This is a genomic window from Maribacter hydrothermalis, from assembly GCF_001913155.1.
In the GTDB taxonomy this organism is placed as follows: Bacteria; Bacteroidota; Bacteroidia; order Flavobacteriales; family Flavobacteriaceae; genus Maribacter; species Maribacter hydrothermalis.
The window spans coordinates 3,099,559-3,121,099 of the sequence record NZ_CP018760.1 but is presented as its reverse complement, the minus strand read 5'-3'; the positions used below and the strand labels follow the sequence as shown (position 1 = coordinate 3,121,099).

Below are 21,541 nucleotides of genomic sequence, written 5' to 3'. Positions count from 1 at the left end.
ATGGATATTCAATTCAGAAAAATAGCAAAAATATCATTAATCTTGGTTTACCTAGTAATTATTGCTGGCGCTGTTGTACGTATGACCGGAAGCGGAATGGGTTGCCCAGATTGGCCTAAATGTTTTGGGTATTATATACCTCCTACTCATGAAAGTGAGCTAAAATGGGCACCAGAGAAGTTATTCAAAAAAGGGCAGATAATTATACGAAATGAGACCTTACAAATCGCTAAGGAAACGTTGAAGACAGATACCACTTTTAATGCTACTAATTGGGAACCCTATATAAAGCATGACTATGCCATTTTCAATCCATGGCATACTTGGATAGAATATATTAACCGATTGTTTGGAGCCTTGGCCGGTCTTGCCACCTTAGTTTTAGCTGTAATTTCATTAAAATTTTGGAAAAAGAAAAAACGCATCCCCATAATTTCGTGGCTGGTAGTATTTGGCATGGGTTTTCAAGCTTGGTTAGGCGCAACAGTTGTTTACTCCGTTTTAGCACCTGCAAAAATTACCGTTCACATGTTAATGGCCTTAGTTATAGTCGCTATGCTACTATATATTATCTATTTAGCAAATACAGAGAATAAATTAATTGGGTTTGATAAAACAACATTAAACCTAAGTATTTTAGCCATTGGACTAACCTTGGTTCAAATTGTAATTGGTACTCAAGTGAGACAATTCGTCGATGAACAAATAGCTATATTTGGGTATGAAGCAAAAAGCAGTTGGTTAAAAGACCCTATAGTATTATTTTATATTCACAGGTCGTTTTCAATTATAGTAGTGCTACTTAATGTTTTTATAGCCTATAGAATAACTAAATTAAATTTGGTGCATATTAAAATTTATTGGGTACTCTTTTTATTACTAGTTATAGTGTTTACAGGCATAGCTATGAATTACTTAAATTTCCCTTTTGCCAGCCAGCCCTTGCACCTAGTTTTAGCTACTATTTTATTTGGTGTCCAGTTCTACATTATATTGGATGCCTTAAAACCTAAAAATAGTAGCATATAATTTCAGGGCAAGTACACAAGGAATTAAATAGGTAATTTATAGCAGCTTTGACACAAGTGTTGGTGCATTTTAAACCTAGATAATCGAGTAAAACTTTGTAACTTTGCCCTCCCGCAAAAAATAAGCATGATTTATAAAATTCGTATAATTTTAGACGCAGAGGAGGATATTTTCAGAGATTTAGAGATAGAGGCCCATAATTCATTAGAAGAATTCCATAACGCAATTACACAAGCATTTGGCTTTTTAGGAAATGAAATGGCATCTTTTTATACGTGCAATGATGAATGGCAGCAAGATGAAGAAATTGCTCTTTTTGATATGAGCGAATCCGGTTCCGATGTTCGTTTAATGAATGAGACTTTCATAGAAGATATCATAACACAAAACAGTCCCAAATTGATTTATGTGTATGATTTTATGAATATGTGGACTTTCTTTGTGGAACTTGCCGACATAGTTGAAAAGGAAGATGGACGCTCGTACCCAAATGTTCTTTTTTCTTTTGGTGAATTACCTGAAACACCGCCAGAGAAAAAATTCGAAGCGGAAAATAGTGCCTTCGATTTTGATGACACCTTTGACAATTACGACGACCTCGATTTTGATGAAAATTGGAATTAGGATAAGGCAATGGAATTATAAAATTATTTTCTTTTCAAAACAATCTTATAAATAAGAACAGTATATGATTAACCTTTACGCTACCCAAATTGACAGTATTTCAATACATAGAGTCGGTAATAAAAATAAGAATGAAGGTGTTTTTCTTTCAGAAGAACCATTTAGACTTAATGATGAAACTACTGGGTTATTAAAGGAATATTTTTTTAAACCATTTAGAGAGAAAGAAGAAAACTATTATAAGCTTGTAAATGAAGTGGATGTTGAGTTTAACGAACTTTATAAAATTGTTAGTGAAATTTTTGCCGATACTTCAAAAGCACATTTAAATTCTAAAAAAATAGCTTCGTTACTTTTTGAACAATCCAATCATCCACATATTAAAAGTGGAGAACTATATGTGGCGTACTTAACAGGTTTGTTATTGGACAATAAAAAAGTTGATGCAATTGGTATTTTTAAAAGTGAGTTAAAGCACGATTTTATTCAGTTCGAAGAAAAGAACAGTAACCTAGATATTGTTATACAGCAAGGCATTAACATCAACAAACTAGATAAGGGTTGTTTAATTTTCAATGTAGATAAAGAAGAAGGTTACAAGGTGTTATCTGTAGATAGTAATAAGTACGATACAAAATATTGGATAGAAAATTTCTTAGGCGTTGCCCCCCTATCTGATGACAATTTTAAAACGAAGAACTACCTGAAGTTTTGTCAAAATTTCGCAAAAGATGTTGTTTTACCTGCCGAGGATAAACAGCAAGAGGTATTGTTTATGAACCGCGCGGTAAACCATTTTGCCAAGAACGATTCATTCGAAGAATCTACTTTCCTGAATGAAGTAATGGAAAATCCGGAATTAATACCAGAATTTAAACATTACAAAACAGAAAAAGGTCCTAAGTATAGCATTGAAGATGTATCAAATTTTGATATCGCTAACAAAGCCGTTTCCGACGCTAGAAAGAAAATTAAAAACGTTATCAATTTAGATACCAATATACAGATAAAGCTAGATTTCATTAATCCTGAATCGGCAGAAAAGTTTGTAGAAAAAGGTTGGGATGAAGAACGACAAATGTATTACTACTTAGTTTATTTTAATAAAGAGCAAAAGAGTTAATTTAAGTTGTGCGTTGATGGTTTTAACAAAACGTCCTTCTAGTTTCTATGAAACTAGAAGGACGTTTTTAATATGACTTATTTTGAATTGAACTTTAAAAATTAGATTTTTATATTATTTTCAATAATCTGTTTCATACTAACATCCTCATAATTACGACGTACAAAATTTAATGCTAAATCTAGTACTTGCCCCATTGTTTTACAGTTTTTAAAATCCATATCCATCGTTAAGACCTCTATTTGCTCTCTTAAAAGTCTAATATTTTCTGGAGTAGAGATTTCATCGTTTTTACAAATAGCACGTAATTTTTTAATTCTATTTCCAGAACTTAAAATTCGTTTTGCCACCATAGAACGTTCTTCTAATTTATACTGATCTACAGAATCGCTTTTTAATTTACTACGCACCAACTCCACCATTTTATAATTCTCTTTAAAGAACTGTGGTCTGTACACTTTTAACTTTCCTTCAAAACACTGCTGGTCAAAGTCTATTGCACGTATTTTATAAACCACATGGTCAAAATCATGGGTCGGCACTATAACATAGTTATAGGAGCGCATATCACCCAGTAAACGAATCATACAACGTTCATTAAACTTTACAAATTCTTTCGCCAATTGCGCCTTTTCTGGTTCTGAACATTTTGGCAACATGTTTTTTATAAACTCATCTCCAGGTATACCTGCAATATGCTCTTCGATCAAAGTATCTTTATAGACCAAAAAATTTAGATTATATGGCGAAAGCATATGTTCTAACTCTAAACCATAAATACGAGAAGCATCTGTTTTTTTGATGTAGAAATACGTAAAGTTATCATTTAAAATATTTCGTATTTTAATTCTAAAAGGCTTGGAATTCCCGAACGTACAGAAATCTACCGCATCAACATTTAAATATTGATTAATATTATTACTCCCATCAGAATGTAAAATAGAATATACTTTTTTTAAACTATCATCAATTTCTTTTCTATCGAATTCAGAATAGTAAGCCCTAACCCACAAGGTATCTTCATCATTTTTATCATACACAACCACCGAACCCGCAAAACGAAGCAAGTCGTCATAAAAAATAGGTATTTCAATTTTTCTACTATAATGTTCTAAATAGCCATCTAAGGCCTCACTTACGGGATAAGCCGGTTTCTTTTTAGACATTAATCTTTCTTCAGACATAAGGTTGTATTAAAATAGATGATGTTGACTGTAACAAAGTTAGGCTTTCTTCGTCAACTAAGTATATCAATCAATAACACCAACATATTTTGGACCATATTTTAACAGTACAAAATCTCACTAAAAAATTTGGGTATTTAACAGCAGTAAAAGATTTGTCTTTTACTATTGAAAAAGGAAACGTTTATGGTATTCTTGGCCCTAATGGTAGCGGCAAATCAACTACCCTTGGCATTGTTCTAAATGTCGTCAATAAAACCAATGGCGAATTTTCTTGGTTTGATGGTACTACCTCAACCCATGAAGCATTAAAAAAAGTAGGTGCCATTATTGAACGCCCAAACTTTTACCCTTATATGACCGCATTACAAAACCTAAAGTTGGTTTGTAAAATTAAAGATGTATCAGAAGATAAAATTGAAGAAAAATTAGAATTAGTAGGCTTGCTTGATAGAAAAAACAGCAAGTTTAGAACGTACTCTTTGGGTATGAAGCAACGGTTGGCAATTGCATCTGCTCTATTAAATGATCCCGAAATTTTAATTCTGGATGAACCGACAAATGGGCTTGACCCTCAAGGTATTCACCAAATTCGCGAAATAATAAAGACCATTGCTGCCAAGGGCACTACCATTTTATTGGCATCACATTTACTAGATGAGGTAGAAAAAGTGTGTACACATGTAGTAATTTTAAGAAAAGGAGTGAAATTATATTCTGGTAGAGTAGATAGCCTTAAAACTAGTTTCGGGTTCTTTGAACTTAAAAGTTCGAATATAGCGGCTTTACAATCTTTTTTAAAGACCAATGAACAATTTGGTGATTTAAAACTAGAAAACGGGCTACTCACAGCCTTTTTAACCGCAGAATTAGATGCCCAAACGCTTAATAAGTTATTATTTGAAAATGGAATCATTGTTTCTCATTTAGTAAAAAGAAAAGAAAGTCTAGAAGAACAGTTTTTAGAATTGACCAAAAACGCAAAAGCCTAAAAAACCTGACCATGATACGATTATTACATATAGAATTCATTAAGCTTTGGAACAATAGAGCAAGCAAAGTGCTCATTATTTCATATTTCGCACTTTTAACTTCAATAGCGTTAGTCGCCGCTATAAAATTTGACATTGGGCCTATACAGTTTCATTTAGCAGATCAAGGAATTTTTAATTTTCCTTATATATGGCATTTTAATACGTTTATTACCGCTTTCTTTAAACTTTTCTTGGCCATTGTCATTGTTTCGATGATGTCTAACGAATATAGCAATAAGACCATAAAACAGAATTTAATTGACGGACTTTCAAAAAAGGAATTCATACTTTCAAAATTTTTAACCGTACTAACTTTTTCTCTTGTATCAACAGTATTTGTTTTTATAGTTTCATTGATTTTAGGCTTAGTTTATTCAGATTTTAATGAAATATCAATTATACTGACCAATTTAGAGTTTTTAATAGCCTTTTTCATTAAGCTAACAGGTTTCTTTTCGTTCTGTTTGTTTTTAGGAGTTCTGGTAAAACGCTCGGCCTTTGCCCTAGGATTTTTAATACTTTGGCAAGTATTGGAAGGAATATTTAGAGGACTAATTCGTTGGAAATTATTTGATGGTGAAACTACAGATACTATTATGGGCTTTTTCCCATTACAGTCTATGTTTAATTTAATTAAAGAACCCTTTTCTAGGCTAGGTGCCGTGCAATCCGTTGCTAACCAAATGGGCGAAAAATTGAGCCTAAACTACGGTGTACATTGGCACGAGATACTAATTGTTATAGCCTGGACTGCAATTTTTATATATGGTTCCTATGCAATTCTTAAAAAACGCGACCTTTAATTCATCAAATAGATCTGTTGTTCACCCTATTTAACATGAATTGCAAAGTGTAGATTTTCAATTTGTAGTATATTGTGTTGTTTACGAACACGCTATGAAAAAGAAATGGTACATACCTTTACCAAAGATTTTGGCTATGCCTTTATCTTTCGTAGCACTGGTACTTTCTATTTCTCAAATAACTGCACAAGATTGCCCTGAGCTTTTAAGTCCATTAAATGGTTCGGTTTCAGCTCCGTTAAACTCTACCATAAGTTGGGAGCCTATAACTGGCGTGCCTGGATATATACTATCGTTAGGCACAACAGAAGGCGGTAATGATATTCTAAATCAGCGAAACGTAGGTTCGGCCAATAGCTATACACCAGCTACCGGCCTTCCAGAGAATACTGAAATTTTCGTAACAATAACATTATTCTTTTTCAACCAACCTAATATCGTATGCAATAGCCAAAGCTTTACTACTACAACATTAAGTGAAGCACCCAACTGTACAACTATAAATTTTCCGCAAGAAAATGCCATAGATGTTAATACAGGAACCTCCATTAATTGGAGTGCATCGCCTAGTGCTACCGGTTATTTTTTATCCATAGGCACATCTATTAATGGTGGTGAAATCATAGATAACTTAGATGTTGGCAATAATTTAAGCTATACTCCCCCTGTAGACTTACCCGAAGAAACAACTATTTACATTACTATAATACCAAGTAACCGAATTGGCGTATCATCTGGCTGTAGTACATCACAATTTACTACAACAACAAAAGCCATTTTACCCGTATGTTCTTCTATGCTTTCACCGTATAATGGGGAAACCAATATACCTTTAAGTCCAGTTTTGGAATGGAATCCAGTCCCCAATGCCACGGGGTATAGGGTAACAATAGGCACTTCTCCGCTTGAATCTAACATATTGAACGATGCTATATTTTTTAAAACATCAACTGTAGTTATTGATTTTGAACCTAACCGAACATTTTTTATAACCATTGTTCCTTTTAATGATGCAGGCGATGCAGTAGGTTGTACACAGGAAACATTTTCTACATTACTAGGCTGCGGTCCATATTTTAATCCATTAACAGGAGAGTTACAGGTTTTAAATCCTGAAATAACTTTTCCCGATACGGTTTCCATTTGTACCGATACGCCTTCTACTAATATCTATGCTAGCGATAAAGCCGATGGTTATCGCTGGTTTAAAGTAGACCGTAGTGGAAACGAAACCTTGATATCTTCTACCAATGAAGTCTCTATAACAGAAAGTGGTGAATACATTTATGAAGCTTATTCCTTATTCGAAGATACAGGTAACATCTATGAATGTGCATCATCAAAAATATTTACGGTAGTTTCATCACAAGAACCAATGATTGATAATGTTAATGTTACCGATAACGGAAATTCATTGAATTATGAAATCATTACTGTAGAATCTGGCAATTACGAATATGCCTTGGACGATAAAAATGGTGATTATCAAAATAGCAATCGTTTTAACGAAATTTCAATTCAAAATCATATCGTTTATGTTCGTGACAAGGGCGGATGTGGTATAACAGAAAAATTAATAGAACACGATTTATCCGTTGAAGGATTTCCAGCGTTCTTTACGCCCAATGGCGATGGTATAAATGATTTTTGGCAATTTGTTCCCCAGGAAAAATCAAGTGAAGAAATGGTACAAACCATTTGGATATTTGATAAGTTTGGGATGTTATTAACTAAAATGTCGCCAAAATCAGAAGGCTGGAACGGTATTTTAAATGGAAAAAGTGTACCAGAATCTGACTATTGGTTTAAAGCGCTTTCCAATAACAATAAAATTATACAGGGTCATTTTAGCTTAAAAAGGTGAGTCTATGAATACAAAAAGGGTTTTATTTCTGATAGGTCTTTGGATTGGATTCAATACAAACATTACCTATGCCCAACAATGCCCTACGATGACCTCACCAATAGATGGCGATATCAATGTACCTGTAGATAACCTAATTCAATGGACAGCAGTTGACGGTGTAATTGGTTATTTAGTATCCTTAGGTACAACACCTGGAGGAGGTGAAATAATAAATAGACGCTCCTCTGGCTTAAATAATTTTTACCAACCTACTGTTGGCATGCCAGAAAACACAATTATCTATGTAACCATTAGCTTATTTCTACCAGACGCTCCCATTAAAGTCTGTCCAATAAAAGTTTTCACTACTGTTAATGTCACAGACCCACCAGATTGCACAACACTTAACTCTCCTCAAAATCAGGAAACAGAAGTTAGGGTAGATACCAATATTAAGTGGAACTATGCCACTGGAGCTACTAATTACCTTATTTCACTAGGTACAGCTCCAGGTATTTATGATATTATCCAAAATTTTGAAACGGGGAATATTCTATCATATAAACCTGATGATAATTTTGAATTAAATCAAACAGTGTATGTTAGAATAATTCCGCTAAACGAAAATGGGGAAGCCATGGGGTGCAATGAAGAATATTTTACCACCGGGGAATCTACCGTTCAATGCAATACTAACGACTTCCCTGTTATTACTATTCCGGATAAAGTCTCATTATGCACAAATTTAGAATTTGGAACCTTACATAATAATCAAATAGCACGAGGGTACAGGTGGATAAAATTAAATACTGATGGTAGTGAAGATATAATTTCCACTACAAGAAACTTTGAATATAGCGAAATAGGAAATTATCGTTTGGAACTGTATAATATTATTTCAGAATTTGGAGCAAATATTGAATGTGCTGTAACTAAAAATTTTGAAATCGTTTATACAGAATCACCAGAGATAGATGATGTTATAGTTTCACGAGAACCCAACGGATTACGAATAGAAATAATAGCTGCTGGTGGTAGTGAATATGAGTACTCTATAGAAAATAATGATTACGGATTTCAAGACAGTGCTATATTCACCAATCTTAAACCTGCAGAACGTATGGTTTATGTTCGCGATAAATTTGGTTGTGGAGTTGCCCAACGATTAGTAGAAAGAGAAATAACCAATAAAGATTTTCCAGCATTCTTTACACCCAATGGCGATGGTATAAATGATTTTTGGCAGCTTAAAAATGAGATTGATAGCAGTGAACTTAATATAGAATTTATTTATATTTTCGATAGGTATGGAAATTTGCTTGCTCAGATAAATCCTAAATCAAAAGGATGGAACGGGATTTTTAATGGAAGAGAATTACCTCCCACGGATTACTGGTTTAAGGCAATATCATATTCCCAAAAAGAAATAAAAGGTCATTTTAGTCTAAAACGTTAAATAGCAAAATTCATATACAATGAACACCAATAAATTGTGTCTTTTATTGAAGTACACGGCCAGTTTATTGACCATTTCCTTTTTATCTGCTCAAGATTGTTCAAAATTCACTTATCCCGAAAATGGAGCAATTGATCTTGCTGTAAATACCACATTAACTTGGTCTGAAGTTATGGGCTATAATGGCTATCTATTATCCATAGGAACAACACCACTGGGCACTAATGTGCTGGACAGAAAACCTATTGGAACAAATACATTTTATACACCTCCATTAGGATTTCCCGATAACGTTACACTTTATGCAACTTTAAGCTTAATACCGTTTGATGGACCCCCAATTTTATGCGAAGAAATAATTTTTACAACAATAGCAGTTACTGCTGCACCATCATGCTCCTTATTAATTACACCAGATAATAATGCAGGTAGTGTAACAATTATTACAGATATTGAATGGGCCTATGCACCCACTGCTACAGGCTATATACTATCAATTGGCACAACAGAAAACGGAACCGAAATTATAAATAATTTAGATGTACAAAACGTTTTAATCTACGACCCTCCAGAGGATTTACCGCAAAATTCAACAATTTATGTTCGTATAATTCCCTATAACGATATTGGTTCAGCGGCTTCTTGTACTGAAGAAATCTTTACTACAAGCTTTGCTCTCTATGTTTGTGACCCTTATTTTGACGAAACTTCTGGAGATTTAATAAATCGTTCGCCACAAATAAATTTACCAAATGTTGTTGGTATTTGTAGTGATGAGTTGCCCTATACAATTTCAACAGAAGATGAGGCAGATGGTTATAGATGGTACCTCACCAATAGTGGTAGCGAAGAAACATTATTATCTGAAACTAAAAGTGTTAACATCTCATCACCTGGAAGATATCGTTTAGAAGCTTATAATAATTTAACGACTAATTCTGGGGACATCGAATGTACCAGCTCTAAACTTTTTAATATTGTGGCTTCAGAAATTGCCACTATAACCGCAATTAACGTAGTCAATTTTTTTGATGGAAAAACAATTACTATTTCCGCTACAGGGAATGGACAATATGAATACGCCTTAGATAGCGCTAATGGCCCATACCAAGATACACCCATTTTTACACAAATAACAAACGGGCATCATACTGCCTACGTACGGGATAAAAATGGTTGTGGCATTACAGAAAGGTCCGTTGATCGTGATATTATACCAAAAGATTTTCCGTCGTTTTTCACTCCTAATGGTGATGGCATAAACGATTATTGGCAATTTATTCCTCCGGCAGAGAACTTTGAATCGGTCATTGAAATTATATTTATCTATAATCGGTTTGGAAGTTTAATAAAACAGCTTAATCCCAATGATAAAGGTTGGGACGGAACTTTTAAAAACAATGCCTTACCAGAATCCGATTACTGGTTTAGAGCAAGTTTTCTAAACAAGCAAGAGATTACAGGACATTTTTCTTTGAAGAGATGATAGAAAACCTACAAGATTACCGCTAACTTAAAATTCGTATTTTGTATTTTTATACATCGTATTTCGTTTTTAAGATTTCACTCTTGCATACGTATAAAAATTGAACTCATAAGCAAAACCGCATTATCAGTTCAAAAAAGAGAATTACCCCATATGAAATTTAAAGTAGTATCAGATTTTAAGCCAACAGGAGATCAACCCAATGCCATAAAAGAATTGGTAAAGGGGTTGAATGAGAATGAGAGATACCAAACTTTACTAGGTGTTACAGGGTCAGGAAAAACGTTTACTGTTGCCAATGTTATCGAAGAAGTACAAAAACCCACGTTAATACTTGCTCATAACAAAACATTGGCCGCACAGCTATATTCAGAATTTAAACAGTTTTTCCCAGATAATGCCGTTGAGTATTTTGTATCCTACTACGATTATTACCAACCGGAAGCATTTATACCCACAAGCGGCGTCTACATAGAAAAAGATCTTTCCATAAATGAGGATATTGAAAAATTGCGTCTAAGTACCACCTCTTCCCTCCTTTCTGGTCGTAGAGATGTAATTGTTATTGCCTCTGTATCCTGCTTATATGGCATTGGAAATCCGATTGAATTTCAAAAGAACGTAATCTCCATAAAAAAAGACCAGGTCATTGCAAGAACCAAATTAATGCATCTATTAGTGCAATCACTGTATTCTAGGACGATGGCTGAATTTAAAAATGGAAATTTTAGAGTAAAAGGTGATGTTGTAGATGTTTTCCCAAGTTATGCCGACCATGCCTATAGAATACATTTTTTTGGTGATGAAATTGAAGAAATAGAATCTTTTGACCCGTTCAATAATAACATTATAGAAGTATACGAAACATTGACCATTTACCCTGCAAATATGTTCGTAACCTCTAAAGATGTCTTACAAAACGCAATTCATAGTATACAAGATGATTTAGTGAAGCAAATTGACTTTTTTAAGGAAATTGGAAAGCCATTGGAAGCAAAACGATTAGAAGAGCGTACAAATTTCGATTTAGAAATGATACGAGAGCTTGGATATTGCTCTGGTATTGAAAACTACTCTAGATATTTAGATGGTAGGGAACCTGGTACTAGACCATTTTGCCTATTAGATTATTTTCCAGATGACTATTTAATGGTTATTGATGAAAGCCATGTTACCATACCCCAAGTTCATGCTATGTATGGAGGCGACCGTTCTAGAAAAGTAAATTTGGTTGACTATGGGTTTCGATTACCTGCAGCAATGGATAACCGCCCACTTAAATTTGAGGAGTTTGAAGCACTGCAAAATCAAGTTATACATGTAAGTGCAACACCTGCAGACTACGAATTGCAGTTAAGTCAGGGTGTGTATGTAGAGCAAGTAATTAGACCAACCGGACTTTTGGACCCCATTATTGAGATACGACCAAGCTTAAACCAAATTGATGATTTGGTAGAAGAGATACAAATACGGGTAGAAAAAGACGAGCGAACTTTGGTCACTACTTTAACCAAAAGAATGGCCGAAGAATTAGCCAAATATCTTGATAGAATTAATGTTCGTTGTAGGTATATCCATAGTGATGTTGACACACTGGAACGTGTAGAAATTATGCAAGATTTACGAAAAGGTATCTTTGATGTTCTTATTGGAGTAAACTTATTACGTGAAGGATTAGACTTACCAGAGGTATCATTAGTAGTTATTTTAGATGCTGACAAAGAAGGTTTTTTACGAAGTAATCGTTCGTTAACACAGACCGTAGGTAGAGCTGCAAGAAACCTAAATGGAAGAGCAATTATGTATGCCGACAAGATTACAAATAGCATGCAAAAAACAATTGATGAAACAGCATATCGACGCGAAAAACAAATAAAATACAACGCAGAAAACAACCTAATTCCAAAAGCGTTAAATAAGAGTTTGGACAATGTTTTATCAAAGAATTCCGTGTCCACTTATCACTTCATAAAAGAGGAATTACGAGCTGCCGAACCCGACCTTGATTACATGACAAAAGAGCAAGTTGAGAAGATGATCAAGGATAAACGAAAGGCTATGGAGAAGGCGGCAAAAGAACTTGATTTTATACAAGCCGCCAAGCTAAGAGATGAAATAAAATCGTTAAAAGAACAAGAATAAAGTTGGTTTTATTTACAATTTCTAAAAAATCACCTACATTACAACCAAAACTTAACTTAAAAACACATAACAGACTGGTTAAAAGAATATTAATTATTATTTTTAGACAAGACTAAAACATGTAAAATCAATATATATATGAAAAAATGGAAGGTTTTAGCAATACTCATTTTTCTTTTTACTAGCAGCGCTTTAAGTTATTCACAAACATTAAATAGGGAAGAATTAACAGCGCTAACCGACAAAAAATTCAAAGAAGCTTTTACGAATTTACGCCATTTTTTGAAACTACAAAACGATGGGAATTACGATGAACAAGTAGATAAAAATAAGCAATGGTGCGATAGTGTTTTTGAAGAATTAAATTTCAAAACACAGACCATAAAAACAGCTGGAGCTCCCCTACTTTTTGCCGAAAAAATATATAGAAAAAATTACAAAAGCATTCTCTTTTATTTACAAATAGATGGACAACCTGTAGATCAAAAAGCATGGTCACAAACAGACCCTTTTATTCCGGTAATTAAAGAAAATAAAAATGGAATTTGGAACTCCATACAAGTTGATTCTGCCCAAAATAATTTTGATGATAACTGGAGAATTTTTGCACGTTCCGCATCCGATTCTAAAGGACCGGCAATGTCTTTAATTTCAGCGCTACAAATTTTACAAGAGCAAAACATAAATCCGAAATACAACATAAAAGTAATTATGGATTTTCAGGAAGAACTAGGTTCTCCTGATTTACCAAAAGCAGTTTTAGAAAATAAAAATTTATTAGAAGCAGACATGCTATTAATTATGGATGGCACCAGACACCTTTCAAATTTACCAACCCTAACCTATGGAGCTCGTGGAATTGTAACCGCTACCATAAAAGTATTTGGACCTAAAAATGCGCTCCATAGTGGTCAATACGGAAATTACGCACCCAATCCAGTTTTTGAGGCAGCCCGATTAATAAGTAGCTTAAAAGACGATAAAGGCATAGTACAAATACCAGGTTTTTATGACGGAGTAATCCTAACAGAACGCGACAAACAACTTTTAGCTTTAATACCAGAAAATAACGATAGTCTAAATAATAGACTAGGTATATTAAAACCCGAAGAAGTGGCATCTACCTACCAAGAAGCATTACAATTCCCTAGTTTAAATATAAGAGGCCTTAAAGCTGGCTGGACAGGTAAAGAGGTACGCACATTAATTCCCGAAGAAGTTATCATTGAGCTTGACATGAGACTAGTGCCGGAAACCCCTGCGGAAAGGCAATTAGAGCTCCTACGAAACCATATTGCCGAACAAGGTTATTATTTAGTAGATTCAGTACCTAGCAACGCAGAAAGAGCTGTGAATAAGAAATTAGCCTCCCTAACCTACAGAATAGGCTCTAAACCTTTTAGAACAGACATGAATAGCTCTATAGGTCTGTTCTTAAATAATGCATTAGCAAGAGTTTTTGGTGAACGTATAATAAATATGAGAACAACAGGCGGCTCACAACCTATGGCTCCTTTTATTAAAAGTTTAAATACTCCTGCCGTATCTGTTAGAATTCCAAACCCAGATAACAACATACACGGACCAGATGAAAATTTGCGTCTAGGAAATTATAGAGAAGGCATACTGTCATGTTTAGCAATTTTAACCGAACCATTACCATAAAAAAGTGCCTTGATTTCTCAAGGCACTCAACTAAACAACACTAACCAACCTAAAAAAACTTAATCTACCAAGTTTAACTCAACTCAATCCTTCTTTTTGGCTTTGGTAACGCCTCTTCTTTTTTTGGCAAATTAAATTTTAGAATTCCACCTTCATATGTTACTTCAATTTTATCTGTAGCAACCGTATCTGGTAAAGTAAATGCTCTTTTAAAAGAGGAAATTGTAAACTCTTTACGCGTAAAATTCTCTTTAATTTCTTCGTTTTCCTGTTTTACATCCGCTGAAATTGTAAGTAAAGAATTATCTATTTCAACAATAAAATCATCCTTTAACCTACCAGGCACAAAAAGTTCTAATTCAAAATCTTTTTCGTTTTCTTTAATATTTACCGATGGTACCGAAGCACGTGTATTTTCTAAACCTCCAAACCAATCTGGTTTAAACAAATCGTTCATAAATGCTGGAAATACCACTTCATTTCTCTTAATCATGCTCATAATTATATGTTTTAATTAATTAATTTTAATTGCTGATAGGAATAGAACAATTTATGTACCACACAAAATAAAACGACAATATGACATGTTCAACCTTATTATGTAGGACATTTTGTCACTTTACCGTGTTTTGAGATACAAATTGTGTTTAATAACTCCTTTTACCGAGAACACATTAACTAGCTTTATGACAGAGCCATAACTATGAACAGACTTACGGATTTCTTTTATCACTTAAGAACAAAAATTGCTTTTTTCCCTACACTAATTTCTGTTACAGGATTAGCTTTTGCATTTCTCATGATTTATCTAGAGCAATTAAATATATCCGCAAGTTTAATTAAAGTTGCACCTAGTCTAGTCATAGACGACACCGACACTGCCAAAACAATACTTAGCACCTTAATTGGCGGTTTAATTTCATTAACTGTATTTAGTTTTTCTATGGTGATGGTCCTCTTAAATCAAGCATCAAGCAATTTTTCTCCTAGGGTATTGCCTGGTATCATATCAGACGAAAAGCATCAAATAGTGCTTGGTCTTTATATAGGAACTATCCTTTATAATATCTTTATTTTAATTTCCATAGAACCCACGGAAAATTCGTATCAAACACCTGGGTTTTCAGTTTTAACAGGCATTATACTAACTGTTTTGTGCCTAGCTGCTTTTATATATTTCATTCATCACATTTCACAAACCATACAAGTTGGTAATATTCTTTTAAAAATTAAGAGAAGAACAACTATTGAAATAGAAAATATAGTGGAACAACAAGAGGAGAAAACACTTTCATTCTCAGAAACCACACATTGGCATGCGTATGAAATAACTAAATCTGGATATTTCTATGGAATATTAAATGCCGACTTATTAAAACTTTGTATAAAAAATGAAACCAAAATTTTAGTGCAATTATTTAAAGGACAATTTATTTTAGATGGTACAATTGCTTTTTTAGCTGAAAAGCCTATTGACAAAAAATTAATTGAAGAAATAATGGACACTTTATTATTTAGTCACGAAGAACTAGTAGGTGAAAACTATATGTATGGATTTAGACAAATTTCAGAAATTGGAGTTAAAGCAATGTCTCCTGGTATTAATGACCCGGGAACAGCATTAAATACTATTGATTATTTAACTACACTTTTTATTGACTTGATGAAAAAAGCTGAATTTGAATACCTAACAGATAATCACGGTACAAATTGGGTTCAAATTAAATGTGTAAAATTTCCTGAAGTACTTTTTAATGTAATGGCAACTTACCGACAATACTGTAAACATGATATAACCGTAATGCGAAAATTACTGTATATGCTTAAAACATTGACCGCACATGTTATAAATTCTAATCAATTGAAAGAAATTGAAACAGAAATTGAGCAATTAAGAAAAGACGCAAAATTAAATATTGAAAATAAAAGGGATTTATCTAAACTTGATTCTGAATTCATCTCCTGGTCTTAATTGTAATGAGCATTAAATATGGTAATTAATACATCTGGCGGTACAATTTTATCGGGATATTTGTGCATGATTGCCAGTACCTGCTGAATAGCCCCTGGTGGCAAACCCATTTTTAAGCCAATATCATGAATTCGCTTTATTTCAATCATTTCTTGCTTATTGTCAATATTCATCAATAATAAAAGTCTATGAAACTGAACAATGCGATCGGACTGTGATTTGGGAATAATATGCTTGACACTGCTTGTAAATAAGCTATCAAAAGTTTTTTTCGACACTTCTAATTGCTGCGCAACGGAAAACAGAAAATCATATTCAGATTGCTTAACCTCATTATTGACTTTCGCAAACCCAATCATTTCCGATAAAATACTAAGTTTTTCTTTTTCAGTCGGCATATTAACTTGTAATACTTTGAATTACATTATAATAACTCTAAATTATAAACAATCGTATTTTTAATGACTTCTTTACTTGATATAACTTAATTTAAACTTTTAAAAATAGTTGTTTTTACAAAAAACATAGTGCTTTTACTAGTTCTTGCAATAACTCTAATAATGCTAAATACAGAAGAAATAGGCTTACCTAGTTCAAATAAACCGTTCGTAAAACAATGCGTAAATATTTTTATAATACCTTGCAATCCTTAAATTTAGTGTATGACTAATAATGATATATTTAAAAAACTTAGAGTAGCATTAAAGTTCAGAGATGATGACATTGTTGATATTCTACAGTTAGTTGATTTTAAAATTTCTAAGAGTGAATTGGGTGCTTTTTTTAGAAAAGAAGATCATCCTAATTATATGGAATGCGGCGATCAAGTTTTGCGTAATTTTTTAAACGGTTTGGTACTTCATTTAAGAGGAACTAAAGATAATCCAAAAAACCCAGGTGAAGTTCTTCTAGGTAATACATCCGCCATGCCAAAACCGAAACCAAAAAATCGCCCTAAGACTGGTGAGAAAAGAGATTACAAAGGTGACTTTAAAAGCAAACAATTAAAAAAGGTTGACAACGCACTTTCTTCAGTAAAATATAAAAACAAGAAAAAATCCTAATATACATGTTGTATATTAGGATTTCATCAACTACACTAAAACTAATTTAAGCTTTTACGCGCACAGGTATGGTATACACCTTACCTTCCTCGACATTGGTTAAATTAACTTTTTGGTAATTTAATTTGTTCTTCACAAACCTTTCCATTTGCTCATAATCTGTATTTACTGAAAGCACAACAATTTCCCCATCGTTATTTAAAGTAAAACGAACTTGAGCAGTTAAATTGGTTTGACTTTCAGAAAAATTGTTTTCCGATAACATTTCTGATATCTGCGAAGAAAGACTCTTTGTAGGGTTTTCACCCGTTGTATCGTTTGCCAATACATTACCTGTTGCAAGTACCAATGCAGCTACGACTACTAAACTTAATTTTCTCATGACTTTTTGTTTTTCCTCCAGTTATACTGAAGATTGATTAATAATTGATTGATGATGAATTATTAAAAAGACGACTGAAAAATAAGAATGTTACCGTATTTTCCACTTTTAACATCTTTTTAATAAAAATTCTTCATTTTTACACTGTAAAATTATTTCCAAAAAAGTAGAAATTCATGAGGCTTTATTAGTCTTAACTTTTATTTCATTTAGTTAACATTACCTATAGGTTAGACGTATCATAACTTACACTAAATATAAATTTTGCTAACACATATGATTATTTATAAAAAGTATTAAACCAAAAAAAGACCATTCAAATGAATGGTCTTTTACTATTATAAACTAATAAATTCCTTAAGCCAATACAGCTTTTACTTTATCGGCAGCTTCTTGAAACTGAACAGCAGATTGTACTGCTAAACCAGAATTATCAATTATTTCTTTTGCTAATTCAGCATTAGTCCCTTGTAATCTTACGATAATTGGTACTTGCATTGCATCGCCCATATTCTTGTATGCATCAACAACACCTTGTGCAACACGATCACAACGTACAATACCACCAAATATATTAATAAGGATAGCTTTTACATTAGGATCTTTTAATATGATTCTAAATGCCTCTTCAACTCTTTTAGCATCTGCCGTACCACCAACATCCAAGAAGTTAGCTGGCTCACCACCTGCCATCTTAATTAAATCCATTGTTGCCATTGCAAGTCCTGCACCATTAACCATACAACCAACGTTACCGTCAAGATCCACATAATTAAGACCAACTTCCCTTGCTTCAACTTCAATTGGGTTTTCTTCTCTTAGGTCGCGCATATCTGCATATTGCTTTCTACGGTAAAGCGCATTATCATCAATAGATACCTTAGCATCTACAGCCATTATTAAATCATCAGATGTCTTTAATACCGGATTAATTTCGAACATACTAGAATCACTTTCTACATATGCCTTATATAAAGAAGCAACAAATTTTGTCATTTCTTTAAACGCAGTACCAGAAAGTCCTAAGTTAAAAGCAATTTTTCTTGCTTGAAAACCTAAAAGTCCAGTAGCTGGGTCAATTTCTTCAGTAAAAATTAAATGAGGTGTATGTTCTGCAACCTCTTCTATATCCATACCTCCTTCAGTAGAATACATAATCATATTCTTACCAGTAGCTCTATTTAATAATACAGACATGTAAAACTCACTAGTCTCGCTTTCACCTGGGTAATATACATCCTCTGCAACTAATACCTGGTGAACTTTTTTACCTTCCGCGGAAGTTTGCGGTGTAATTAAGTTCATACCAATAATTTGGTTTGCTATCTCTTCTACTTCTTTAAGGTTTTTGGCTAATTTTACACCACCACCTTTACCACGACCACCTGCGTGTACTTGCGCTTTAATAACATGCCATCCAGTTCCGGTTTCAGCAGTTAATTGCTTTGCAGCCTCAACAGCCTCTTTTGCATTATGGGCAACTATTCCTCTTTGGATGCGCACCCCAAAACTTGCTAATATCTCTTTTCCTTGATATTCGTGAAGGTTCATATATATGGTGATTTTAATTGTTAAGCAAAAATAGGAAACAGGAAGTAATAATCTAAAAATACGAGTGATTAATTAAAATATCATAGCCAATTAACTAGGTAAAACAACAAAAACACTTTAAAACAAGTTAATTCTACACCTTTTAAAGTTTTAAACTTCTATATTTTTAAAATCTAACGGATCAAAATTCTTAAAGTGTCCATTAAGTTCTATTATTTTCTTGGTCCGTTCTACTTCAGATAAAACAGTAATCGTAGATGTTAAGTGTATACTTATAAAATTAAGACGATCATTCTCTTTAGGAATCTGTAAAAGCTGATATTCCTGTTCAAATGAAAGTCCGATTTTATGAGCTAAAGTAAAACTATTGAATTCATGTACATTTAGTTTTTTAAAAGGAACCTCCATGATAGCATAAAGTTGTTGTATGCCATTTATAATAGTCTGTTTTTTTTCTATGGTCGCTTCATAGTCATATTCCACTAGCTTTACAATTCCACCAGCGTAAAGTTTACCAGGTACAGTACGCTCGAAAGTCAAAAGTCTAAAAACTTGTCTTGCAACGCAAACCACATCCATTTCGCCAGTATCATAAGTATTTACTACTTCTACTAACTGAACCTCAACACCATACTCCATTTTATTATTAATAAAAACAGGGATGCCGAAAGTAATGCCCTCTTCTCTACAGTCATTTATTAATTGCTTATAGCGGTCTTCAAAAATATGCAGAGGAACGGTTTCACCAGGAAAAAAAATAGACTGTAATGGAAATAAAGGTATTTTCATGTCATAAAATTACGAAGGACTTTTAATTACGCCAAAAGAAAATAACATCGATTGTTATAAATATCACATTTTGTTATTTTTACTGTTTTTATGTGATTATTTTTGCTACGATCCATTTAGAAAAGTAACTTTGTATAAAATAGTATAGTATGAAAAATGAGGATTTGTTACAAATAGCAAAAACCTATGGAGATCCGGTTTATGTCTATGACTCTGAAAAAATAATTTCACAATTCAATAGATTAACAAAAGCATTTAGTTCAGTAAAAAAATTGAAACTAAATTATGCTGCCAAGGCCCTTTCTAATATTACCATCTTAAGGCTAATGAATAGTTTGGGAAGCGGATTAGATACGGTTTCTATCCAAGAAGTACAACTTGGATTGCTTGCTGGATTTAAACCGGAATCAATCATATTTACACCTAACGGCGTTTCTCTTGAAGAAATTGAAGCTGCTTCTAAATTAGGGGTGCGTATTAATATTGATAACCTATCTATTCTAGAGCAATTTGGAAGTAAGCACCCAAAAATACCCGTTTGTATACGAATTAATCCGCATGTAATGGCAGGAGGAAATTCTAATATTTCTGTAGGACATATTGATTCTAAATTCGGCATCAGTATTCATCAGATTCCTCATTTACTGCGTATAGTAGAATTGACTAAAATGAATATCAATGGTATTCATATGCATACTGGTAGTGATATTTTAGATATTGATGTATTCCTATATGCTTCTGAAATATTATTTGATACCGCACGTAATTTCAAAAACCTTGACTTTATAGATTTTGGTAGCGGTTTTAAAGTTCCTTATAAAGATGGGGATATCGAAACCAATATAGAAGAATTAGGAAAAAAATTAAGCACCCGTTTTAACGAATTTTGCAAAGAATACGGTAAAGATTTAACCTTGGCATTTGAGCCCGGTAAGTTTTTAGTAAGTGAGGCAGGGGTTTTCCTAGCTAAAGTTAATGTCGTTAAACAAACAACTTCAACTGTATTTGCAAGTGTAGATTCTGGTTTCAACCATTTAATACGCCCAATGCTTTATGGTGCAACTCATAGTATTAAAAACATATCTAATCCTGAAGGTAGAGAGCGCTATTATTCTGTTGTAGGCTATATCTGCGAAACGGATACATTCGCCAGCAATAAGCGTATAAATGAAATTACTGAAGGCGATATACTTTGCTTTAAAAATGCCGGAGCATATTGTTTTACCATGGCAAGTAATTACAATTCTAGATTTAGACCACCAGAAGTTCTATGGCATAAAGGAAAAGCAATTCTCATACGAGAAAGAGAAACTTTTGATGATTTAATTCGCAATCAAGTAGACTTAAAAGATTTGTTTACTGTTAAACAAATTGCCAAAGTGAAATAAAGA

At 33.2% G+C, this 21,541-nt stretch carries 19 protein-coding genes; 13 read left to right on the top strand and 6 right to left on the bottom strand.

The window, feature by feature from the left end; translation table 11 throughout:
* From BTR34_RS13430 to BTR34_RS13420, 3 genes are all read left to right on the top strand, one after another.
* A complete protein-coding gene (locus tag BTR34_RS13430; RefSeq protein WP_068486260.1) occupies window positions 1-1,029 on the top strand; it encodes a COX15/CtaA family protein in 1,029 nt (342 codons plus the stop codon).
* A 126-nt stretch (window positions 1,030-1,155) separates the two neighbouring features.
* The gene (locus BTR34_RS13425) at window positions 1,156-1,653 is read left to right on the top strand and encodes an IS1096 element passenger TnpR family protein (protein WP_068486258.1); all 498 of its coding nucleotides are present in this window, start codon (window positions 1,156-1,158) and stop codon (window positions 1,651-1,653) included.
* A 64-nt stretch (window positions 1,654-1,717) separates the two neighbouring features.
* Window positions 1,718-2,776, top strand: a complete 1,059-nt coding sequence (locus BTR34_RS13420; protein WP_068486256.1) for a nucleoid-associated protein — start codon at window positions 1,718-1,720, stop codon at window positions 2,774-2,776.
* A gap of 101 nt (window positions 2,777-2,877) precedes the next feature.
* Here the strand turns inward: BTR34_RS13420 and BTR34_RS13415 are convergent, their stop codons facing one another.
* On the bottom strand, window positions 2,878-3,960 hold the full coding sequence (locus tag BTR34_RS13415) for a hypothetical protein (protein ID WP_068486253.1): 1,083 nt from the start codon (window positions 3,958-3,960) through the stop codon (window positions 2,878-2,880).
* An 89-nt stretch (window positions 3,961-4,049) separates the two neighbouring features.
* Between BTR34_RS13415 and BTR34_RS13410 the strand changes: the two genes are divergently transcribed.
* The 7 genes from BTR34_RS13410 to BTR34_RS13380 all read left to right on the top strand — a co-directional run bounded on the left by BTR34_RS13410 (window position 4,050) and on the right by BTR34_RS13380 (window position 14,392).
* Window positions 4,050-4,952 carry an ABC transporter ATP-binding protein gene (locus BTR34_RS13410; RefSeq protein ID WP_068486249.1) on the top strand — a complete coding sequence of 301 codons (903 nt, stop codon included), beginning with the start codon at window positions 4,050-4,052 and terminating at the stop codon, window positions 4,950-4,952.
* A gap of 11 nt (window positions 4,953-4,963) precedes the next feature.
* The gene (locus BTR34_RS13405) at window positions 4,964-5,797 is read left to right on the top strand and encodes an ABC transporter permease (protein WP_068486247.1); all 834 of its coding nucleotides are present in this window, start codon (window positions 4,964-4,966) and stop codon (window positions 5,795-5,797) included.
* Window positions 5,798-5,891: 94 nt separating this feature from the next.
* Entirely contained in the window at window positions 5,892-7,661 is a 1,770-nt protein-coding gene (locus BTR34_RS13400) for a T9SS type B sorting domain-containing protein (protein ID WP_068486245.1), read from the top strand.
* A gap of 4 nt (window positions 7,662-7,665) precedes the next feature.
* On the top strand, window positions 7,666-9,099 hold the full coding sequence (locus BTR34_RS13395) for a T9SS type B sorting domain-containing protein (protein ID WP_068486243.1): 1,434 nt from the start codon (window positions 7,666-7,668) through the stop codon (window positions 9,097-9,099).
* A 19-nt stretch (window positions 9,100-9,118) separates the two neighbouring features.
* Window positions 9,119-10,585, top strand: coding sequence for a T9SS type B sorting domain-containing protein (locus BTR34_RS13390; protein ID WP_068486241.1), 1,467 nt, complete (start codon window positions 9,119-9,121; stop codon window positions 10,583-10,585).
* Window positions 10,586-10,738: 153 nt separating this feature from the next.
* Window positions 10,739-12,727, top strand: coding sequence for an excinuclease ABC subunit UvrB (uvrB, locus tag BTR34_RS13385; protein WP_068486239.1), 1,989 nt, complete (start codon window positions 10,739-10,741; stop codon window positions 12,725-12,727).
* 138 nt (window positions 12,728-12,865) lie between these two features.
* Window positions 12,866-14,392, top strand: a complete 1,527-nt coding sequence (locus tag BTR34_RS13380; RefSeq protein WP_068486237.1) for a M20/M25/M40 family metallo-hydrolase — start codon at window positions 12,866-12,868, stop codon at window positions 14,390-14,392.
* Window positions 14,393-14,465: 73 nt separating this feature from the next.
* Here the strand turns inward: BTR34_RS13380 and BTR34_RS13375 are convergent, their stop codons facing one another.
* A complete protein-coding gene (locus BTR34_RS13375) occupies window positions 14,466-14,891 on the bottom strand; it encodes an Hsp20/alpha crystallin family protein (RefSeq protein WP_068486235.1) in 426 nt (141 codons plus the stop codon).
* Between the two features lie 204 nt (window positions 14,892-15,095).
* Between BTR34_RS13375 and BTR34_RS13370 the strand changes: the two genes are divergently transcribed.
* Complete coding sequence (locus tag BTR34_RS13370) at window positions 15,096-16,364, top strand: DUF2254 domain-containing protein (RefSeq protein ID WP_068486234.1); 1,269 nt, start codon at window positions 15,096-15,098, stop codon at window positions 16,362-16,364.
* Here the strand turns inward: BTR34_RS13370 and BTR34_RS13365 are convergent.
* Complete coding sequence (locus BTR34_RS13365) at window positions 16,361-16,762, bottom strand: hypothetical protein (RefSeq protein WP_068486233.1); 402 nt, start codon at window positions 16,760-16,762, stop codon at window positions 16,361-16,363. The genes BTR34_RS13370 and BTR34_RS13365 overlap by 4 nt on opposite strands.
* Before the next feature lie 264 nt (window positions 16,763-17,026).
* Between BTR34_RS13365 and BTR34_RS13360 the strand changes: the two genes are divergently transcribed.
* On the top strand, window positions 17,027-17,428 hold the full coding sequence (locus BTR34_RS13360; RefSeq protein ID WP_068486231.1) for a DUF1456 family protein: 402 nt from the start codon (window positions 17,027-17,029) through the stop codon (window positions 17,426-17,428).
* A 46-nt stretch (window positions 17,429-17,474) separates the two neighbouring features.
* Here BTR34_RS13360 and BTR34_RS13355 read toward each other — a convergent pair whose 3' ends face one another.
* From BTR34_RS13355 to BTR34_RS13345, 3 genes are all read right to left on the bottom strand, one after another.
* Window positions 17,475-17,810 carry a hypothetical protein gene (locus tag BTR34_RS13355; protein ID WP_068486229.1) on the bottom strand — a complete coding sequence of 112 codons (336 nt, stop codon included), beginning with the start codon at window positions 17,808-17,810 and terminating at the stop codon, window positions 17,475-17,477.
* A gap of 357 nt (window positions 17,811-18,167) precedes the next feature.
* A complete protein-coding gene (gene sucC / locus BTR34_RS13350) occupies window positions 18,168-19,361 on the bottom strand; it encodes an ADP-forming succinate--CoA ligase subunit beta (protein WP_068486228.1) in 1,194 nt (397 codons plus the stop codon).
* A gap of 150 nt (window positions 19,362-19,511) precedes the next feature.
* On the bottom strand, window positions 19,512-20,150 hold the full coding sequence (locus BTR34_RS13345) for an LON peptidase substrate-binding domain-containing protein (protein WP_068486227.1): 639 nt from the start codon (window positions 20,148-20,150) through the stop codon (window positions 19,512-19,514).
* A 149-nt stretch (window positions 20,151-20,299) separates the two neighbouring features.
* On the opposite strand from BTR34_RS13345, the gene lysA reads away from it, so the two are divergent.
* Entirely contained in the window at window positions 20,300-21,538 is a 1,239-nt protein-coding gene (gene lysA, locus BTR34_RS13340) for a diaminopimelate decarboxylase (RefSeq protein ID WP_068486226.1), read from the top strand.
* Window positions 21,539-21,541 lie beyond the last annotated feature (3 nt).